This window comes from Ancylobacter sp. TW_SC_1, from assembly GCF_056836805.1.
In genome coordinates this window covers 3,398,810-3,413,912 of sequence record NZ_CM166365.1, presented here as the reverse complement: position 1 = coordinate 3,413,912, position 15,103 = coordinate 3,398,810, and the positions used below count along the sequence as shown (strand labels likewise).

General features: G+C 67.1%; 17 protein-coding genes. 5 read left to right on the top strand and 12 right to left on the bottom strand.

Annotated features, from left to right (window positions below; genetic code table 11):
* Positions 1-98: 98 nt before the first annotated feature.
* The 3 genes from AC1PZ7_RS16085 to AC1PZ7_RS16075 all read right to left on the bottom strand — a co-directional run bounded on the left by AC1PZ7_RS16085 (position 99) and on the right by AC1PZ7_RS16075 (position 2,315).
* Positions 99-344, bottom strand: a complete 246-nt coding sequence (locus AC1PZ7_RS16085; protein ID WP_482356210.1) for a hypothetical protein — start codon at positions 342-344, stop codon at positions 99-101.
* Between the two features lie 273 nt (positions 345-617).
* Positions 618-1,259, bottom strand: a complete 642-nt coding sequence (gene parA, locus AC1PZ7_RS16080) for a ParA family partition ATPase (protein ID WP_482356209.1) — start codon at positions 1,257-1,259, stop codon at positions 618-620.
* A gap of 357 nt (positions 1,260-1,616) precedes the next feature.
* A complete protein-coding gene (locus AC1PZ7_RS16075; protein ID WP_482356208.1) occupies positions 1,617-2,315 on the bottom strand; it encodes a L,D-transpeptidase in 699 nt (232 codons plus the stop codon).
* Positions 2,316-3,410: 1,095 nt separating this feature from the next.
* Here AC1PZ7_RS16075 and AC1PZ7_RS16070 point away from each other — a divergent pair.
* Positions 3,411-3,848 (top strand): DUF7662 domain-containing protein, encoded by a 438-nt coding sequence (locus tag AC1PZ7_RS16070; RefSeq protein WP_482356207.1) that lies wholly within the window; start codon positions 3,411-3,413, stop codon positions 3,846-3,848.
* A 1-nt stretch (position 3,849) separates the two neighbouring features.
* Positions 3,850-4,266: a type II toxin-antitoxin system VapC family toxin gene (locus AC1PZ7_RS16065; protein WP_482356206.1), complete on the top strand. Its 417-nt coding sequence runs from the start codon at positions 3,850-3,852 to the stop codon at positions 4,264-4,266.
* A gap of 378 nt (positions 4,267-4,644) precedes the next feature.
* Here AC1PZ7_RS16065 and AC1PZ7_RS16060 read toward each other — a convergent pair whose 3' ends face one another.
* Both AC1PZ7_RS16060 and AC1PZ7_RS16055 read right to left on the bottom strand, forming a co-directional pair.
* Entirely contained in the window at positions 4,645-5,244 is a 600-nt protein-coding gene (locus AC1PZ7_RS16060) for a flavin reductase family protein (protein ID WP_482356205.1), read from the bottom strand.
* Between the two features lie 3 nt (positions 5,245-5,247).
* A complete protein-coding gene (locus AC1PZ7_RS16055) occupies positions 5,248-5,823 on the bottom strand; it encodes a nitroreductase family protein (RefSeq protein WP_482356204.1) in 576 nt (191 codons plus the stop codon).
* Positions 5,824-6,102: 279 nt separating this feature from the next.
* Between AC1PZ7_RS16055 and AC1PZ7_RS16050 the strand changes: the two genes are divergently transcribed.
* Positions 6,103-7,218 carry a hypothetical protein gene (locus tag AC1PZ7_RS16050; RefSeq protein ID WP_482356203.1) on the top strand — a complete coding sequence of 372 codons (1,116 nt, stop codon included), beginning with the start codon at positions 6,103-6,105 and terminating at the stop codon, positions 7,216-7,218.
* A gap of 95 nt (positions 7,219-7,313) precedes the next feature.
* A complete protein-coding gene (locus AC1PZ7_RS16045) occupies positions 7,314-8,444 on the top strand; it encodes a DUF2336 domain-containing protein (protein WP_482356202.1) in 1,131 nt (376 codons plus the stop codon).
* 56 nt (positions 8,445-8,500) lie between these two features.
* Here the strand turns inward: AC1PZ7_RS16045 and AC1PZ7_RS16040 are convergent, their stop codons facing one another.
* The gene (locus AC1PZ7_RS16040; RefSeq protein ID WP_482356201.1) at positions 8,501-9,319 is read right to left on the bottom strand and encodes an NAD kinase; all 819 of its coding nucleotides are present in this window, start codon (positions 9,317-9,319) and stop codon (positions 8,501-8,503) included.
* A 60-nt stretch (positions 9,320-9,379) separates the two neighbouring features.
* Between AC1PZ7_RS16040 and cutA the strand changes: the two genes are divergently transcribed.
* Entirely contained in the window at positions 9,380-9,685 is a 306-nt protein-coding gene (gene cutA / locus AC1PZ7_RS16035; protein ID WP_482356200.1) for a divalent-cation tolerance protein CutA, read from the top strand.
* 52 nt (positions 9,686-9,737) lie between these two features.
* Here cutA and AC1PZ7_RS16030 read toward each other — a convergent pair whose 3' ends face one another.
* From AC1PZ7_RS16030 to AC1PZ7_RS16005, 6 genes are all read right to left on the bottom strand, one after another.
* Positions 9,738-9,995 carry a DUF3297 family protein gene (locus tag AC1PZ7_RS16030; protein ID WP_482356199.1) on the bottom strand — a complete coding sequence of 86 codons (258 nt, stop codon included), beginning with the start codon at positions 9,993-9,995 and terminating at the stop codon, positions 9,738-9,740.
* A 90-nt stretch (positions 9,996-10,085) separates the two neighbouring features.
* On the bottom strand, positions 10,086-11,120 hold the full coding sequence (locus AC1PZ7_RS16025) for an MBL fold metallo-hydrolase (protein ID WP_482356198.1): 1,035 nt from the start codon (positions 11,118-11,120) through the stop codon (positions 10,086-10,088).
* Positions 11,121-11,259: 139 nt separating this feature from the next.
* A complete protein-coding gene (locus AC1PZ7_RS16020; RefSeq protein ID WP_482356197.1) occupies positions 11,260-11,829 on the bottom strand; it encodes a hypothetical protein in 570 nt (189 codons plus the stop codon).
* 166 nt (positions 11,830-11,995) lie between these two features.
* A complete protein-coding gene (locus AC1PZ7_RS16015; RefSeq protein WP_482356196.1) occupies positions 11,996-12,796 on the bottom strand; it encodes an ABC transporter permease in 801 nt (266 codons plus the stop codon).
* 109 nt (positions 12,797-12,905) lie between these two features.
* A complete protein-coding gene (locus tag AC1PZ7_RS16010) occupies positions 12,906-13,943 on the bottom strand; it encodes an ABC transporter permease (protein WP_482356195.1) in 1,038 nt (345 codons plus the stop codon).
* Positions 13,936-15,012, bottom strand: coding sequence for an ABC transporter ATP-binding protein (locus AC1PZ7_RS16005; protein WP_482359657.1), 1,077 nt, complete (start codon positions 15,010-15,012; stop codon positions 13,936-13,938). The genes AC1PZ7_RS16010 and AC1PZ7_RS16005 overlap by 8 nt, the downstream gene beginning before the upstream one ends.
* Between the last annotated feature and the right edge of the window lie 91 nt (positions 15,013-15,103).

Genomic DNA, 15,103 nt, shown 5'->3' with positions numbered 1-15,103 from the left:
CGATGGCCGCGCCGCGGACATGAAAAAGGCGCGGATGCTGCCACCCGCGCCTCTGTCAGGTGGCGTCCCTTGGGGGGAAGGGCGCCGCCCTGCCGCGCTCAGCGGGTGCTGCGCGCGTTCTGCTCGATCTGCTGCTGGATATAGGGCTCGACGCCGGTGGTCGGCGCGGCGACCGCGGCGTTGCGGCCTTCGACAAGGCCCGCATTCGGCACAACGTGCTGCGCGGAATTGCGGATCGTCTCATTATAGGCGGCGCGCTCGGCCGGATCGCGGCCATCCGCATGAGCGGCGGCGGTGAGGCCCAGAGTGGCAACAGCGAAAGCCGTGAGAATGAGCTTGTTCATAGTTCCGTCTCCTATGTTCGACGAGGCGGTCGTCGAAGCGACCTGCCAGGTTGGTGAGACGGAAGCTAAGTCGGGCATTGATGCAGTGCACGCAATTCATGTGCATCACGTGCATTGCATGAATGCAATAACATTTCGGTGAGCGCGACTTGATCGTGCGCGACACGATACCTACCGTTTCAATGGCTCAAAGTTTCGTGAGCCGGCTAAACCTTCTTGTATGAAGGCGTCGGAAACGTCGTCGGTATCCGGCGCCGGGCGCGCCGGGGCGGCTCAATCGCCCAGATGCTGCCGCAATTCGGCGGCGAGCGTTTCGATTTCGAGCGCGCCTTTCGAGCCGGGGGCGGTTTCCAGTATGGTCAGCCCGTCCCCCATGCTGGCGGCGAACGCCACCCGGTTGCCGAGCCGGGTCTGCGCGGCGGGATGGCCGAGAGCGAGAATCGCCTCGCCGATCTCCTGCGTGAGCGCCGCGCGCGATTGCGCGCGGTTGATGACCAGCAGGGAGGGCGTGCCTTCCTTGACGATCATGTCGAGGGTCGGGCGGGTCGCCCACAGATCGATCGGCGTCGGCTGCACCGGCACGGCGACGAGATGGGCGACCTCGATGGCGGGGCGGGATTCGACGTCGGACTTGGGCGGCGTGTCGATCACCACGAAGGCGTAGTCGCGGGCGAGGCTGCGGGCCTCGCGGCGCGCGCCCCAGCCGGACGCGGTGCGGAAGGTGAGGCCGGTGGAGGTCTCGCCCAGCGTCTGCTCGCGGGCCTCGAACCATTCGCCGAGGCTGCCCTGCGGGTCGCAGTCCAGCAGCGCCACGCGTCCGCCCGCCTGCGCCAGGGCGACGGCCAGATGCGCGGCGAGCGTCGTCTTGCCCGATCCGCCCTTCTGCTGCGCAATCGTGATGATTCTGCCGCTCATCCCCAAGGCCTCCAGCCGGAAACAGAATGATACCGTAGCCCGATCACCGCAATCGCGCGCGGCGGGAGTGACGGGCACCGTCCAGCCTCGAAGCTGCACGATGCGGGCCAGCCTCCCTCGCGACGCGCGTCGGCCGGCGTGGAGCCGCGGCCGGGGGGCCGGCGCCTCGCCATCCGCTCCGCGCACCCGCGGAGATCGCGCGCCGGCGGATGCGGCGTCGTGACAGATCCGCAACATCTCCGCCGGGAGAGTATTGGGTTACGGAAAAATACCGTTGCAGGAATAAGACAGGCTCGCCTCCGACCCCGCCGGGCGTCCCCGAAACGCGATGCCCGGGCCCGGCGGACAGGTCGCAATTCAGGCGCCGGCGCCCGAGCCGAGGACCACGACCTTCGTGCCGACATTGACGCGATTATACAGGTCGATGGCGTCCTGATTGATCATGCGAATGCAGCCCGACGAGACGTTGGTGCCGATCGTGTAGGGCTCCAGCGTGCCGTGGATGCGATAGAGCGTGTCCTTGCCGTTCTGCCACAGATACATCGCCCGGGCGCCGAGCGGGTTCGACGGCCCTCCCGCGACGCCCTGGCCGCTGCGCAGCTGCGAGAGCTGCGGTTTGATGTCCGGCCGGCGGTCGATCATCTCCTTCGGGGGATACCAGTCCGGCCATTCCTGCTTGGAGTTGATGGTGGCTGTACCCGACCAGCCAAACCCTTCCTTGCCGACACCAACCCCGTAGCGCATCGCGGTGCCACCCGGCTGGATGAAATAGAGGAAGTGCTCGTGCGGATCGATGATGATCGTGCCGGGCGGGTAGTTCGTGGCGTAGGGCACCTCGCGGCGGAGATAGACCGGATTGATCTGCGAGACATCGAGCTCGGCGATGGGGAACCGATCGGCCGCCGGCCCGTAGGCACCGGTCGACGCATAGGCGCTCACCGGTGAGATGGGGGTGGCGGGCGCGCTTGCCCGGGTGGTTCGGTTGCACCCGGCCAGCGCAAGCGCAACCCCGGCCGCTGCGAGGCCGAGCATGGAGCGACGATCAAGATCCGGCATGATTTGCAACCCTCAACACATTCACACGCTGGATATTAACGCCTTTATGGTAAATAAGTTCTTGCCGACTGCGTGAGCGTGATTCTTCGGGGCGCCGTGATCGACTTTCGTCAAAGTTTAATTGATCCGGCCCTGCATGACCCGTTGAGCTGTACCTAAAATTTGCACTGGTACAGTTGTCGCTGTCACTGTGTCGGTGCAGAGGCGTGGTAACTGCTATCGAGTGCAGGCTACAGCATCCCTTCGGATTAGTCGGGCGCTCTGTGTATTACAGATAAACAACAGGTAATTAGCCGCTTCGCCTGATGTGGAATGCGAAGATGGTCCGGTCGAATGCCGAAGACGGAGAAAAGTACACCAACCCGCAATGGCATACTCTATGTACTCTGCGGTGCCTGGTTCCTTCTTCGGTGACTGGAGCGTCGTTTGGTCGGTCGGTGAGGCCCTGTCGAGTTCCCGTTCCGGGCGACCGAATCCGACATCCGACGGCGACGAGGCGCGTGATCCGGCGAATCGACGGCGACGAGTGGGCAGCGCCCGGTTCCTCACTGCCGGAGGGGGCCAGGTTGGCATCGTCCGTATCGGGCGAATTTCTACATCAAATTTACACTGCCGACGTCACTCGAAGCAGTGTTGCGGTGCCTATTGGTGCTAACTACGACGAAGTACTGATGGGTGCGAGAAGACGTTCCGCTGCCATCGAGCCATTGAGATATCTCGTAAAAATAATGCAATATAGGCGTTTGTGAACGTCAAGCCTGTGTTCCGGAATGGCGGTTTTCGAGATCTCGGGCGGCAACATTTCAACAAACAGTGACATACCCATGTAGAAAGCCCGACTTCGCGGTTTTTCCTGCGTGTCCCCTGGTTGCGCCCCGGCGGGTATCGACGGTTGCGCTTTTGCCTCTCGCGCGGTGAACAGGCAGTACCTGGGCCTGTCGGGACGTCGTCTCGAGCGCCGGATCATCCCGGTGGCCGGTTCGAGGTTCGATTTTCTTTGCTTCAGGGCGTCGGAACGGCGTGGCGACTGGCGGAGTCGGGTGCCGCCGAGTGGTGCTCGCAAGATCTGCACTTAAAATTTACTTTGATCGCGTTATGATGGTTACTGTGCGGGTACATAGGGGGGTAACTATGTCAAAGTACAGTGCCTTAACGACATTCCTGTCGAGTCGGACGCAGCCAAGAATCACTATGTCGTTTGAGGACATAGAACGGATTGTTGGTGCGAATCTTCCGCAGTCCGCGTTCAATCACCGGGCCTGGTGGAGCAATAACCCAACCAACAGTGTCATGACCAAAGCCTGGCTGGCTGCCGGCTTCCGTTCCGAGGAAGTCGACATGGGTGGGCGCAAGCTGGTGTTCAGCCGGCAGCTTGCGAGTGGGTCAGCGGGCGCCGGCGGCGTGCGCCCCGTGCCTGCATCGACCGGATCGCCGCTTGCGGGGCTTTTCGGCGGATTGAAGGGAACCATCCATGTGGAACCCGGCACCGACCTCACTCAGCCCATAAACGGCGAATGGACGATGGGGGGGTGACATGGGAATGCCACTTCTTCTCGACACATGCGCCGCCATCTGGGTCGCACAGGGAGCACCCGTGTCCGACGAGGCAAGGGGGACTCTGATCGAGGCCCGGTTGCGCGGCGCGCCGATTGCGGTGTCACCCATGTCGGCATGGGAGATCGGCATGCTGGTGGAGCAGGGGCGACTGCGGTTGGCGATGGATCCGGCGAAGTGGTTCGTGGCGCTGACCACGCTTCCCGGCATGAGCGTCGCGGCGCTCACGGCGGATACGCTGATCGCTTCCTCGTTCCTTCCCGGGTTGCCACCGCATGACCCGATCGACCGGGTGCTCATCGCCACGGCGCGCGATCAGGGCTACCGGCTGATGACGCGCGACAGGGTCATGCTGGACTATGCGGAGTCCGGCAACATGCAGGCGATTCCCTGCTGAGACGTCGCGACCATCGACCGGGCGCGGATCACCATGGGGTATGATCGGCGTGCCGGCCGATGGCGCGCGAGCGCGTCCTACCGGGCTGCGCGAGTCCGGCAACATGCAGGCGATTCCCTGCTGAGACGTCGCGACCATCGACCTGGCGCGGATCACCATGGCGTGTGATCGGCGTGCCGGCCGATGGCGTGCGAGCGCGTCCTGCTGGACTATGCGGAGTCCGGCAACATGCAGGCGATTCCCTGCTGAGACGTCGCGACCATCGACCGGGCGCGGATCGCCACGACGTGTGATCGGCGTGCCGGCCGATGGCGTGCGAGCGCGTCCTGCCGGGCTACGCGGAGTCCGGCAACGTGCAGGCGATCTTCTGCCGGTCCGTCAGAGCGGGCGGGGCAGGGAACGGAGGGTGTCGACCCACGAATAGTCGAAGTAACCGTCGCGGGCGAGGCTGTGCAGCTTGTCGGTGCGCACCAGCCCGTTCTCGATGAACCGCTCATCGATGTGCACGCCGACGATCTCGCCGAAGGTGACATGTCGGCCGGAGGCGGCGCCGTGCCGGTCCTTGATGTCGAGCGTCTCGATCCAGACGCATTCCAGCGCGCAGGGCGCGGCGGCCACACGTGGCGGCTTCACCAGACGCGACGGCGCCCTCTCAAGCCCGGCGAGATCGAATTCGCTCTCGCCGGGCGGGATGGGCCTGGAAGTGAGGTTGACCGCCTCGATCAGTTCGAGCGTGGCGAGATTGCAGACGAACTCGCCGGTCGCCATGACGTTGCGCACCGTGTCCTTCAGACCGGCGCTGGAGAACATGACGATGTCCGGGCTCTCGCTCACCATGTTGAAGAAGGAGTAGGGGGCGAGGTTCGCCACGCCGTCTTCCGTCAGGGTGGAGATCCAGCCGATCGGCCGCGGGGCGACGATGGCCTTGAGCGGATTGTGCGGCAGGCCGTGATTGTGGCGGGCGGGTTCGTAGAACATGGCTCAGAACCGCGTCACGATGTCGGCGAGCGCCGGGCGCGGACGGTCCTCCTGCGGCCGGGCGAGGGTGCCGATATGCACCAGGCCGATGAAGCGCTCGTTCTCGGCGAGGCCCAGCGCGGCGCGCACCCGCGCGTCATAGGCGTACCATTCGGTGAGCCAGGTGGCGGCATAGCCGAGCGCGTGCGCGGCCAGCACCAGCAGCGTGCAGGCGGCGGCGCCGGACAGCGTCTGCTCCCATTCCGGGATCTTCGCATGCGGGCCGGCCTTGGAGACCACGGCGATCACCACCGGCGCGCGCGAAAGGCGCGTACGCTCGATGGCGACCCGGTCGGCGTCGGCCTCCGGATTGTCCTGCAGGAAGACGGCGGCGATGGCCTCTCCGGCGCGTGCGCGTCCCTCGCCCTCGAAGACGATGAAGCGCCACGGCGCGAGCTTGCCGTGATCGGGCACGCGCGAGGCGACGGCGAGCATCTCGTCGATCTCCGCCGGCGTCGGCCCGGGCGAGGCGAGGTCGAAGATTTTCGGACTCTTGCGCGTCTTGAGGAGGCTCAGGGCGTGGGGCGTGGCTGCGGTCATGTCGGCGATCCAATCCTTGTTGCCGTTGCGCCTAGCATGACGGGGACGGACGACCAAGACGGCGCCGCGCGCGTGCACGCGCTGTTGACGGCACCGGTCGCGGCGGCCGTGCGCAGGCGCCATCGGGCGCGGCATTGTCCGACTTGAATTTGCCGCCGTTTGGGGGCACCAACGGCGCCGATGCCTTACATCCCTCGCCACGTCATCCGCTCCTTTGCCGCCCTTCTGTTCGGGAAAGGTGCGCGCGCGGGCGAGGCCGTGCCCGCGCGGGGGCCTGCCGTGGCGACGGCGCGCGCCGTTGCCCGCGCCCTGGCCCTGGCCGGCGCGCTGGTCGGCGTGGTCGTGGCGGCCGCTGCGGGGCTGCCGGCTGCAGCCGCGGCGGAGGGCGTGAGCGTGGCGCAGCTGTCGCCCTTCCCGTCGCCGCCGTCGCCGTCGCAGTTCCAGCCTTCCAAGGCGCTTCCCTTCGTCGGCTCGCCGCCGCCGGCGCCGCCGCCTTCGGGCAGTGCCGGGCCGGCGGCGCGGCTGCCCTCGGCAGAGCAGGCGGAATCCGGCGATCCGCACACGATCCTTCCGCAGCCGCCGGCCGGCAAGGTGGCTATCGGCATGAGCGCGCGCTTCGGCGACAGGGAGCCGCTGATTCCGCGCGGGCTCGTCTGGCGTGTCTTCGCCGATCGGCCTGAAGCCTCGGGCGCCTATCCGCTGGTCGCCGAGGCGGCGGATCCCGCGCCAGTGTTCTTCCTCTCGCCGGGCGGCTATGTCGTGCATGTCGCCTACGGCCTCGCCAGCGTGGCGCGGCGTATCGTGGTGGGCGACGAATCGCGGCGCGAGCAGCTCGTCGTGCCGGCCGGCGCGGTGACGCTGCACAGCGACGTCAACGACAAGCCGATTCCGTCGGAGAAGGTGACCTACGACATCTTCGAGGGCAGCTTCCTGCAGGGGCGCGCCGCCAGCCGGCCCTATTATCGCGGCGCCAATTCCGGCGACCTGATCATCCTGCCGGCCGGCGACTATTATGTCGTCTCCACCTATGGCGAGGGCAACGCGGTCATTCAGGCCGACGTCGCCGTGGCGCCGGGCAAGGTGACGGACGCGGTGCTGCACCACCGCGCCGGCGAGGTCGCGCTGCGGCTGGTCAAGGTCGCCGGCGGCGACGCGCTGACCGAGACGCAATGGTCGGTGCTGACGCCGGGCGGCGACAGCATCAAGGAATCGATCAACACCCAGCCGACCTTCGTGCTGGCGGAGGGCGAATACACCGCGGTCGCCCGCTTCGAGGGCAAGACCTACACGAAGGAGTTCACCGTCGATCCGGGCGAGAACGGTGTGGTCGAGGTGATGCTCGGCGAGCAGGTGACGCCGCCGAGCCTCGACGCGCAGGAAGGCAGCGGCGACTGAGCGGCCGCGCCGTCATTCTTCGCGCATGGTCAACGTTTTCTTAAGCGACCCGCTCGCATCATCACGTCATCGATGGATTGAGCCGGGAGACGGCGATGATCGTGCGTCAGTTTCTGGAATGGGCGCGAACCGCGCCGGAAGACGCCCGCGCCAAGGCCGTGGCGGCTCTGGGCCGGGCCTATGTGCGACCCGAGCTCGGCGCCGAGGATCGGGCCGAGATGGACGCGGCGCTGCCGCAGATCGCTGCCGATCCTTCGCCGCTGGTGCAGTTCGAGCTTGCTTCCGCGCTGAGCCGGCATCCGCTCGTGCCGGCCGATGTCGTCGTTCGTCTGGCGGCGCTGCCCGGCGTGGCGGGGGAGGCGGTGCTGGCGCATTCGCCGGTGCTGAACATGCGCGAGCTGATCGAGTTCTGCGCCTCGGGCAATCCCGGCAAGCAGGCGGCCATCGCCCGCCGCGAGGAACTGCCGGCGCCGATCTGCGCCGTGCTGGCGGAAGTCGGCGACGTCGGCGCCTGCCTGGCGCTGGTGCGCAATCCCACGGCGGACGTTCCCGGCTTCGCGCTCGGCCATATCGTGGCCCGCTTCGGGCAGGTGTCGGAGCTGCGCGAGGCGCTGCTGGTCCGTCCGGACCTGCCGGCGGCGGCGCATCAGGCGCTGATCCGCGTGGTGGCCGGCACGCTCTCGGCCTTCGTCGAGGAACGGCAGTGGCTGACGCCGGGCGAGGCGGCCCGCGTGGCGCGCGAGGCCTGCGATCAGGCGACGGTGACGCAGGCCGGCAAGCGCCATTTCACCGAGATACGCACCCTCGTCGAAGGGTTGCAGGCGCGCGGCGAGCTGACCTCGGCGCTGGTGCTGCGTTCGCTGCTCTCCGGCCAGATGCGCCTGTTCCTCGAAGCGGTGTCGGTCAGCTCCGGCATTCCGGTCGACCATGTGGCGGCGCTGACCGCCGACCGTTCGGGCGACGCCTTCCGCCTGCTCTATGAGCGGCTCGGCCTGCCGGCGGGGGCGTTCGTCGCCTTCCGCACGGCGCTCGAAGTGGTTCAGGCCGAGGCGTATCTCGACGAACAGGACGAGACGCCCGGCCTTCGGCTGCGCATCGTCGACAAGGTGCTCGCCGCCTATGAAGCGACCGGCGAGAGCGCCGAGGGCAACCGCGTGGTGGGGCTGCTGCACCGCTGGCAGGTCGAGGCTCGCGAAAGGGGGCCGGCGGAAGTGCTGGCGGCCTGAGGCCGCCCGATCCGCCGGCGGCGGGGCCGCTCAGCCCACTGGCGGCCTGAGGCCGCTCAGCCGAACTGTTCCGCCAGAATGCGCTCCTCGATGGAGTGGTCGCGGTCGACCAGCATGGTCATCGACGAGGCCTGGTCGAGGCGTGCGCGCACGGCCACCACGTTGAGCACCTGGAAATGGTCGGCGGTGGCGTTGACCGGCCGCTTCTCGAACTCCATCACCGCGATGTCGACGCGGGCCCTGTCGGGCACCAGCGCGCCGCGCCAGCGCCTTGGCCGGAAGGCGGAAATCGGCGTGACGGCCAGCAGCGGCGTGCCGATGGGCAGGATCGGTCCCTGCGCCGAAAGATTATAGGCGGTCGAGCCGGCCGGGGTGGCGACCATCACGCCGTCGCAGATCAGCTCCTCCATGCGGACCTTGCCGTCGATGGCGATGCGCAGCTTTGCCGCCTGGTAGGACTGGCGGATGAGCGACACCTCGTTGATCGCCCAGGCGCGGTGCTGCCGGCCATTGACGTCGGTCGCCTCCATCATCAGCGGGTGGATGACGACGTGCTGCGAGGCGGCGATGCGCTCGGGCAGGTCCTCTTCGCGGAAGCTGTTCATCAGGAAGCCGACGGAACCGCGATTCATGCCGTAGATCGGCTTGCCGCTGTCGCGGAAGCGGTGCAGCGTCTGCAGCATGAAGCCGTCGCCGCCGAGCGCGACGATGATGTCCGCCTCCTCCGGCGCGATGTTGCCGTAGCGCGCGATGAGGCGGCCCTGCGCCTGCACGGCGTCGGGGGCGTCGCTCGCGACGAAGGCGATGCGGCCACAGGTTGGCGTGGAGTCGGCTTCCACGCTGCTCTGGCCGGCGGGGCGGGCGACTTCGTTCATACTGGACGGCCCGATGCGTGGGTGGAGGTGGCGATGCCCGGAGGCGGCTTTAGCACAGTCATGATCTATACGACCTGGCCGGGTGCCGTCGAGGCGGAAGCCGCCGGGCGGGCCATCGTGGCGGATGGGCTCGCCGCCTGCGTCAACATACTGCCCGGCATGGTGTCGATCTATCGCTGGCAGGGCGAGATCGAGCGCGCGCAGGAAGCCGTGATGATCCTGAAGACCCGCGCCGACCTCGCCGAGGCCGTGGCGCAGGCGGTGCGCGCCCGCCATCCCCACGAGGCGCCGGCGGTGCTGTTCCTCCCGGTCGTGGGCGGCGATGCCGATTATCTCGACTGGATCGCCGCCGAAACCGAGGGGTGAGGCGAGGGCGTCGCCGCCCTATCGCGCCCGTCGCCGCGCGGCACCGGGGCGCTCAGCCCTCGATCGGGCGCAGATAGGGCTCGACCGTGCCCTTGAGCTTCACCGTCATCGGGTTGCCGGCGCGGTCCTTGGCCTTGCCGACGGCGACGCGAACCCAGCCCTCGCTGACGCAGTATTCCTCGACATTGGTCTTCTCGGCACCCTTGAAGCGGATGCCGATGCCGCGCTCCAGCAGTTCGGCATTGTAGAAGGGGCTGCTCGGATCGCTCGACAGGCGGTCGGGAAGCGTCACGGAAGCGGTGTCAGTCATGGGGCCGTCCTCGGCTGGCGGTTGGCGATCGGGGCGAGACATAGCCCCGCCCCGGCAAAATTGCCAACCCGGCCGGCGCCGCAGCCCGGTTCAGAGCACCGGCGTCCAGAGCGCCGGCACCACCGCGTAGCCCTCGCCCTCCTTGCGGATGAAGCCGGTGGCCGGGAAGGGGTAGTGGTAGCCGGTGAGCTGAAGACGCTCGGCGGCGAGCATGTCGTAGACGCGGCGGCGGGTCTGCGCTGCCTTGGCGCCGTCCATGTCGAACTGCACCTGCCAGTCGGGGTTCGGGGCGAACAGGATCGGCGTGTTGGTGACGTCCGACTGGATGAACAGCCGGCCGTCGCCGGAGGCGAGGATGAAGGCGGTGTGGCCGGGGGTGTGGCCGGAGGCGTCCACCGAGGTGAGGCCGGGGGCGATCTCCTTGTCCCAGCCGTAGCGCGTCACCTTGCTGTCGATGTCCTTGAACACCCGGCGCACGTTCTGGAAATTGCCCTTGAGCGCGTCGGGCGCCCGGCTCATCTCGCCCTCGTCCATCCAGAACGCCCATTCGGCTTCCGGCACCAGGATCTCGGCATTGGGGAAGGCGAGGCCGCCATCGGCGGCGCGCAGCCCGTTGATGTGGTCGCCGTGGAAATGCGAGATGATGACGGTGTCGATGTCCGCCGGCTTGATGCCGGCCCAGGCGAGATTGGCCGGCAGGCGGCCGACGGTCGATGCGCCCGATTGCGGGCCGTTGCCGGTGTCGATCAGCGTCAGCTTGCCGCCATTGTCGATCAGCAGCGGATTGAACTGCACCGTCATCTCGTCCGTCGGCTGGAAGGCGGCTTCCAGCGCGGCATTGACGTCGGCTCGCGAGGCGTTGCGGACGAAGCCGTCGGCGAGCGGGAAGCGGCGGGCGCCGTCATTGATGGCGGTCAGTTCGATCGTGCCGACCTTGTAGCGATAGAGGCCCGGCACCTGCTGGCCGGAGGAGGTCTGGGCGGCGGCGGGTGTCGCACCGGCCAGGGTGGCGGCGCCGGCGAGCGAGGCCGCCAGCGGCAGGGCGGCGGCGCCCGCCATGACGTGGCGGCGGGACAATCCGTGCGCGGACGACTGGGCGTCGCGGGGCATGGGCAGCTTATCCATCGGTGGGCTCTCCATGGCTGGGGAATCTTGCGTGCCCGGAGGCTAGGGTTCCCGTCCCTCGTGGTCACGCGACATGGATTCACGTTGGCGTGAGAGCCATCCGCGCGAGCCATCCGCGCGAGCTGGCCGTGAAGATCCGCTAGAAGCGGTAGCGGTAGCCGAACTCGATGCCGGTATAGCTCGCCGTGCCGTTCGACCAGTCCCGCTCGATCATCAGCGAGACGCTGTTGTGCGCGTCGATCTTGTAGTCAACGCCGGTCGCGACCTCGGGCGTGTCGTAGTCGTTCGCGCTGTCGAAGGCATTGCGGTAGCGGACCCGGAAAATGTTCCAGGTCCATTTCTCGGCGATCGGCACCGAGCCCGCCAGCGTCACGTAGTAATAGGGGAAGCTCGTCGAATCGTCCGAATGGATGAAGTGCTGGCCGGCACCGACCGTTCCCGTCAGCGACAGCTTGCCGATATCGTAGGTGTAGCCGATGCCGAACTGCGCGTTCGTCTTCGAATTGCTGGTTCCGGCGGTATCGTAATATTTCACCGTCCCGGAAATAGACACCTTGTTGTCGAAACTGTGCGACAGGCCGACCTGCCAGTCCGATCCGGTGGTGGAACTGAAGTCCTGCGGGCCGCGCTCGGTGGTGTAGGTCGCACCGATACTTGTGCTCTCGGCAGAAGCCGCACGTACACCGCCCGCAAGTACGACCGCGCTCAAGAGTATAGCGATCACATAGTGCATCGTTCCTGCTCCCCTGCCTGGCGAGTCGATGCCATGCAGGCGTGTGCTCCTCCATTATACGGAGGGTCGTCAGATCATACTTATGGATTAGCGCAGGTATTAGAGGGTGTCGTACGTGCCGTCCGACAGATATCGGACGGCGTTATTGCGTCTTGGGCTTGCTTTTCAGCAACACATAGGAAACGGCGGCCACCAGCGTCAGCACCACGAAGATGACGCCGACCACGTTGATCACCGGCGACAGGCCGAAACGCAGGCGCGAGGCGATCTCGGTAACGAGCGTCCACTCGCCGCCGATGGCGAACACCGTGGTATTGTAGTTCTCGAACGATTGCAGGAACGCGACAACGGCGGCGGTGAAGCAGGTCGGCGCCAGGAAGGGTAGGGTGATGCGGCGGAACACCAGCGTATGGCTCGCCCCGAGATCGAGCGCGGCTTCCTCCAGCGTGCGGTCCTGCCGCTGCAGCCGGGCGAGGAACAGCAGCATCGCATAGGAGGCGATGAAGCTCGACTGCGCCATGACGGCGACGAACAGCCCGCCCGGCACGCCGAATTCGCGCCAGAAGATCAGGCTCGAAATGCCGAGGATGATGCCCGGCGTCAGCACCGGCGAGACCAGCACGGAATAGAGCATCGTTCCCGAACGCTGGCCGAGCCGGGTCAGGATCAGCGCGCCGGAGAGCCCCGCCGGGATCGAGACGGCGATGACGCCCAGCGCCACCAGCACGGAGTTCACCAACCCCTGCAGCAGGCGCTGGTCATGGGCGAGGGCGACGAACCATTTCAGGGTGAAGCCATGCCACTGCGTGACGGACGGATAGTCGAAGGAGTTGAACGCCGCCGCCGACATCACCGCCAACGGGAGGAAGAGATAGAGCACGAACAGGCCGATATAGAGGTTCAGCACCAGCCGCGCGCCGGCGCTCTCGGTGGCGGTGCTCATGGGGCGGCTCCCGTTAGACGGTGGGCGCCGTGGCTCCCTCTCCCCGACGGGGAGAGGAAAAGGCACGTGGCGTGGACTTCGACCGGAGGATGAGACACGCGACACCCCGTCATTTCGCGATGTCCCTGAGCCCGACGCCGAAAAGGCGCATCATCAGCAGGATGAAGGCGGTGCACACGACGAGCAGCGACACGGCATAGGCCGAGCCCATGTTCCAGTTGTTGCTCTCGTAGAACTGCCGGTAGACGAGCTGGCTGAACCAGTCGCCGCCCTGGCCGCGCGTCATGATCGCCGGCACCGAATAGGAGCCGGCGGACAGCATGAAGGTCATGATGCAGCCGACCGCGATGCCGGGCTTGGCGTGCGGGATGATCACGCGGCGATGGATGCGCAGCGTCGAGGCGCCGAGATCGCGCGCGGCCTCGATCTGGTTGCGGTCCAGCGTCTCCAGCGTGTTCACCATCGGGAACACCATGAACAGCACATAGGTGTAGATCATCGCCAGGAAGACGGCGGAGGGGTTTTCCAGGAACGGAATCCACTCCCTCGCGTCGAGATCGATGAAACCCATCCATTGCAGGACGCCGTTGATGACGCCGCGATAGTCGAGGATCATCAGCCAGGCATAGACGCGCAGCAGCTCGTTGATCGCGTAGGGAACGATGAGCGCGACCATCAGTATGATCGCCTTGCGCGGTCCGCTGGCCAGCGCCACCACATAGGCGACGGGGTAGCAGACGATGAGCGCCAGCGCCGTCACCATCAGCGCGTAGAAGATGGTGCGCACGAAGATGTAGAGGTGCAGGCCGCTCATGCGGGTGAAATTGGCGAGGCCGTAGGTCTTGGGCGGGTCCTGCTCCTGCGCCTCGAGCGCCGTCGCCTCGGCCTGCTTCTCGGCGAGGCTCTGGTCGAGCGCGGCCTTCCTGGTGGGGTCGGTCTCTGCGTCGCGGTCGAGCTCGATCAGCGAGATGTCGTTGTAGAGCCGGTCGATGGTGAGCGAGATGTCGCCCTTGGATTCGCGCCACCACAGCGACTGCTCGACCATCGCGCCGAGCGGCACGAGGATGAGAACGAGGATCCACAGCACCGCGATGCCGGCGATGACGGAGGCCAGCGGCCTCCCATAGGCGCGCGCGAGGCTACCCATGGGCGAGTGCTCCCACCGCGAAGACCAGCGCGTCGTCGACGCCGAAGGAGAGCGTCAGCTCCTCCGGCAGGTCGCGCACGGCCGGGCCGTTCGGCACGGTGACGGTGAGCGTCTGGCCGGCGGCGGCGCAGGCGAGATTGACCGCCGGTCCCTCCAGATTGCGCGAGACGAGGCGGGCGGCGACCGCGTTCGCCCCGCCGGCGCCGAGCGCGATGCGCTCGGGACGCACCATCACCAGCGCCTGCTCGCCGAGCTTGAGCGGTCCCTTGATCCGGCCTTCGACGCGGCCGATCGGCGTGTCGACGGTGGCGACGGTGTCCGACAGGCTGGCGACCGCGCCGCGCAGCACGTTCTGCTCGCCGACGAAGGTGGCGACGAAAGGTGTCGCCGGGTCGGCATAGAGCATGTCGGCATCCGCGACCTGTTCGAGCTTGCCGCGGCTCATCACCGCGACGCGGTCCGACATGGCGAGGGCCTCGCCCTGGTCGTGGGTGATGTAGATGAAGGTGATGCCGACGCGCTTCTGGATGGCGCGCAGCTCGGTGCGCATGTGCTGGCGCAGCTTGAGGTCGAGCGCCGAGAGCGGCTCGTCCAGGAGCAGTACGGACGGTTCGACGGCAAGCGCCCGGGCGATGGCGACGCGCTGGCGCTGGCCGCCGGAGAGGTCCGACGGCTTCTTGTCGCCGAAGCTGCCCAGCGCGACGAGGTCGAGCAGTTCCTGCGCCCGGCGCAGCCGCTCGGCCTTGCGCACGCCGCGCGCCTCCAGCCCGAAGGCAACGTTCTCGGCGACGCTCATCAGCGGAAACAGCGCGAGATTCTGAAAGATGAGGGCGGTGGGGCGCTCGTTCGGCCCCTTGCCCGCCATGTCCTCGCCGCCGATCAGCACGCGGCCCTCGGTCGGTTCGATGAAGCCGGAAATGGTGCGCAGCAGGGTGGTCTTGCCACAGCCGGAGGGCCCGAGGATCGAGAAGAACTCGCCGGCATGGATGGCGAGGTCGGTCGGCTGGACGGCGGTGGAATCGCCGAACCGGATGCAGACCTGGTCGAGACGGACGTCCTTGCCGCGCATGGGAGTTCCATCAGCCGTGATGTGGGCCGTCATGGCCGGGCGTGTCCCGGCCATCCACGTCCTCGGGGGCTATCCGCCTCGGGGGCAATCC

What these genes read in the sequence shown, in the direction of transcription:
- AC1PZ7_RS16085 (WP_482356210.1), bottom strand. Translation starts at nt 344, where the DNA reads ATGAACAAGCTCATTCTCACGGCTTTCGCTGTTGCCACTCTGGGCCTC.
- parA (WP_482356209.1), bottom strand. Translation starts at nt 1,259, where the DNA reads ATGAGCGGCAGAATCATCACGATTGCGCAGCAGAAGGGCGGATCGGGC.
- AC1PZ7_RS16075 (WP_482356208.1), bottom strand. Translation starts at nt 2,315, where the DNA reads ATGCCGGATCTTGATCGTCGCTCCATGCTCGGCCTCGCAGCGGCCGGG.
- AC1PZ7_RS16070 (WP_482356207.1), top strand. Translation starts at nt 3,411, where the DNA reads ATGATGGTTACTGTGCGGGTACATAGGGGGGTAACTATGTCAAAGTAC.
- AC1PZ7_RS16065 (WP_482356206.1), top strand. Translation starts at nt 3,850, where the DNA reads ATGGGAATGCCACTTCTTCTCGACACATGCGCCGCCATCTGGGTCGCA.
- AC1PZ7_RS16060 (WP_482356205.1), bottom strand. Translation starts at nt 5,244, where the DNA reads ATGTTCTACGAACCCGCCCGCCACAATCACGGCCTGCCGCACAATCCG.
- AC1PZ7_RS16055 (WP_482356204.1), bottom strand. Translation starts at nt 5,823, where the DNA reads ATGACCGCAGCCACGCCCCACGCCCTGAGCCTCCTCAAGACGCGCAAG.
- AC1PZ7_RS16045 (WP_482356202.1), top strand. Translation starts at nt 7,314, where the DNA reads ATGATCGTGCGTCAGTTTCTGGAATGGGCGCGAACCGCGCCGGAAGAC.
- AC1PZ7_RS16040 (WP_482356201.1), bottom strand. Translation starts at nt 9,319, where the DNA reads ATGAACGAAGTCGCCCGCCCCGCCGGCCAGAGCAGCGTGGAAGCCGAC.
- cutA (WP_482356200.1), top strand. Translation starts at nt 9,380, where the DNA reads ATGATCTATACGACCTGGCCGGGTGCCGTCGAGGCGGAAGCCGCCGGG.
- AC1PZ7_RS16030 (WP_482356199.1), bottom strand. Translation starts at nt 9,995, where the DNA reads ATGACTGACACCGCTTCCGTGACGCTTCCCGACCGCCTGTCGAGCGAT.
- AC1PZ7_RS16025 (WP_482356198.1), bottom strand. Translation starts at nt 11,120, where the DNA reads ATGGATAAGCTGCCCATGCCCCGCGACGCCCAGTCGTCCGCGCACGGA.
- AC1PZ7_RS16015 (WP_482356196.1), bottom strand. Translation starts at nt 12,796, where the DNA reads ATGAGCACCGCCACCGAGAGCGCCGGCGCGCGGCTGGTGCTGAACCTC.
- AC1PZ7_RS16010 (WP_482356195.1), bottom strand. Translation starts at nt 13,943, where the DNA reads ATGGGTAGCCTCGCGCGCGCCTATGGGAGGCCGCTGGCCTCCGTCATC.
- AC1PZ7_RS16005 (WP_482359657.1), bottom strand. Translation starts at nt 15,012, where the DNA reads ATGCGCGGCAAGGACGTCCGTCTCGACCAGGTCTGCATCCGGTTCGGC.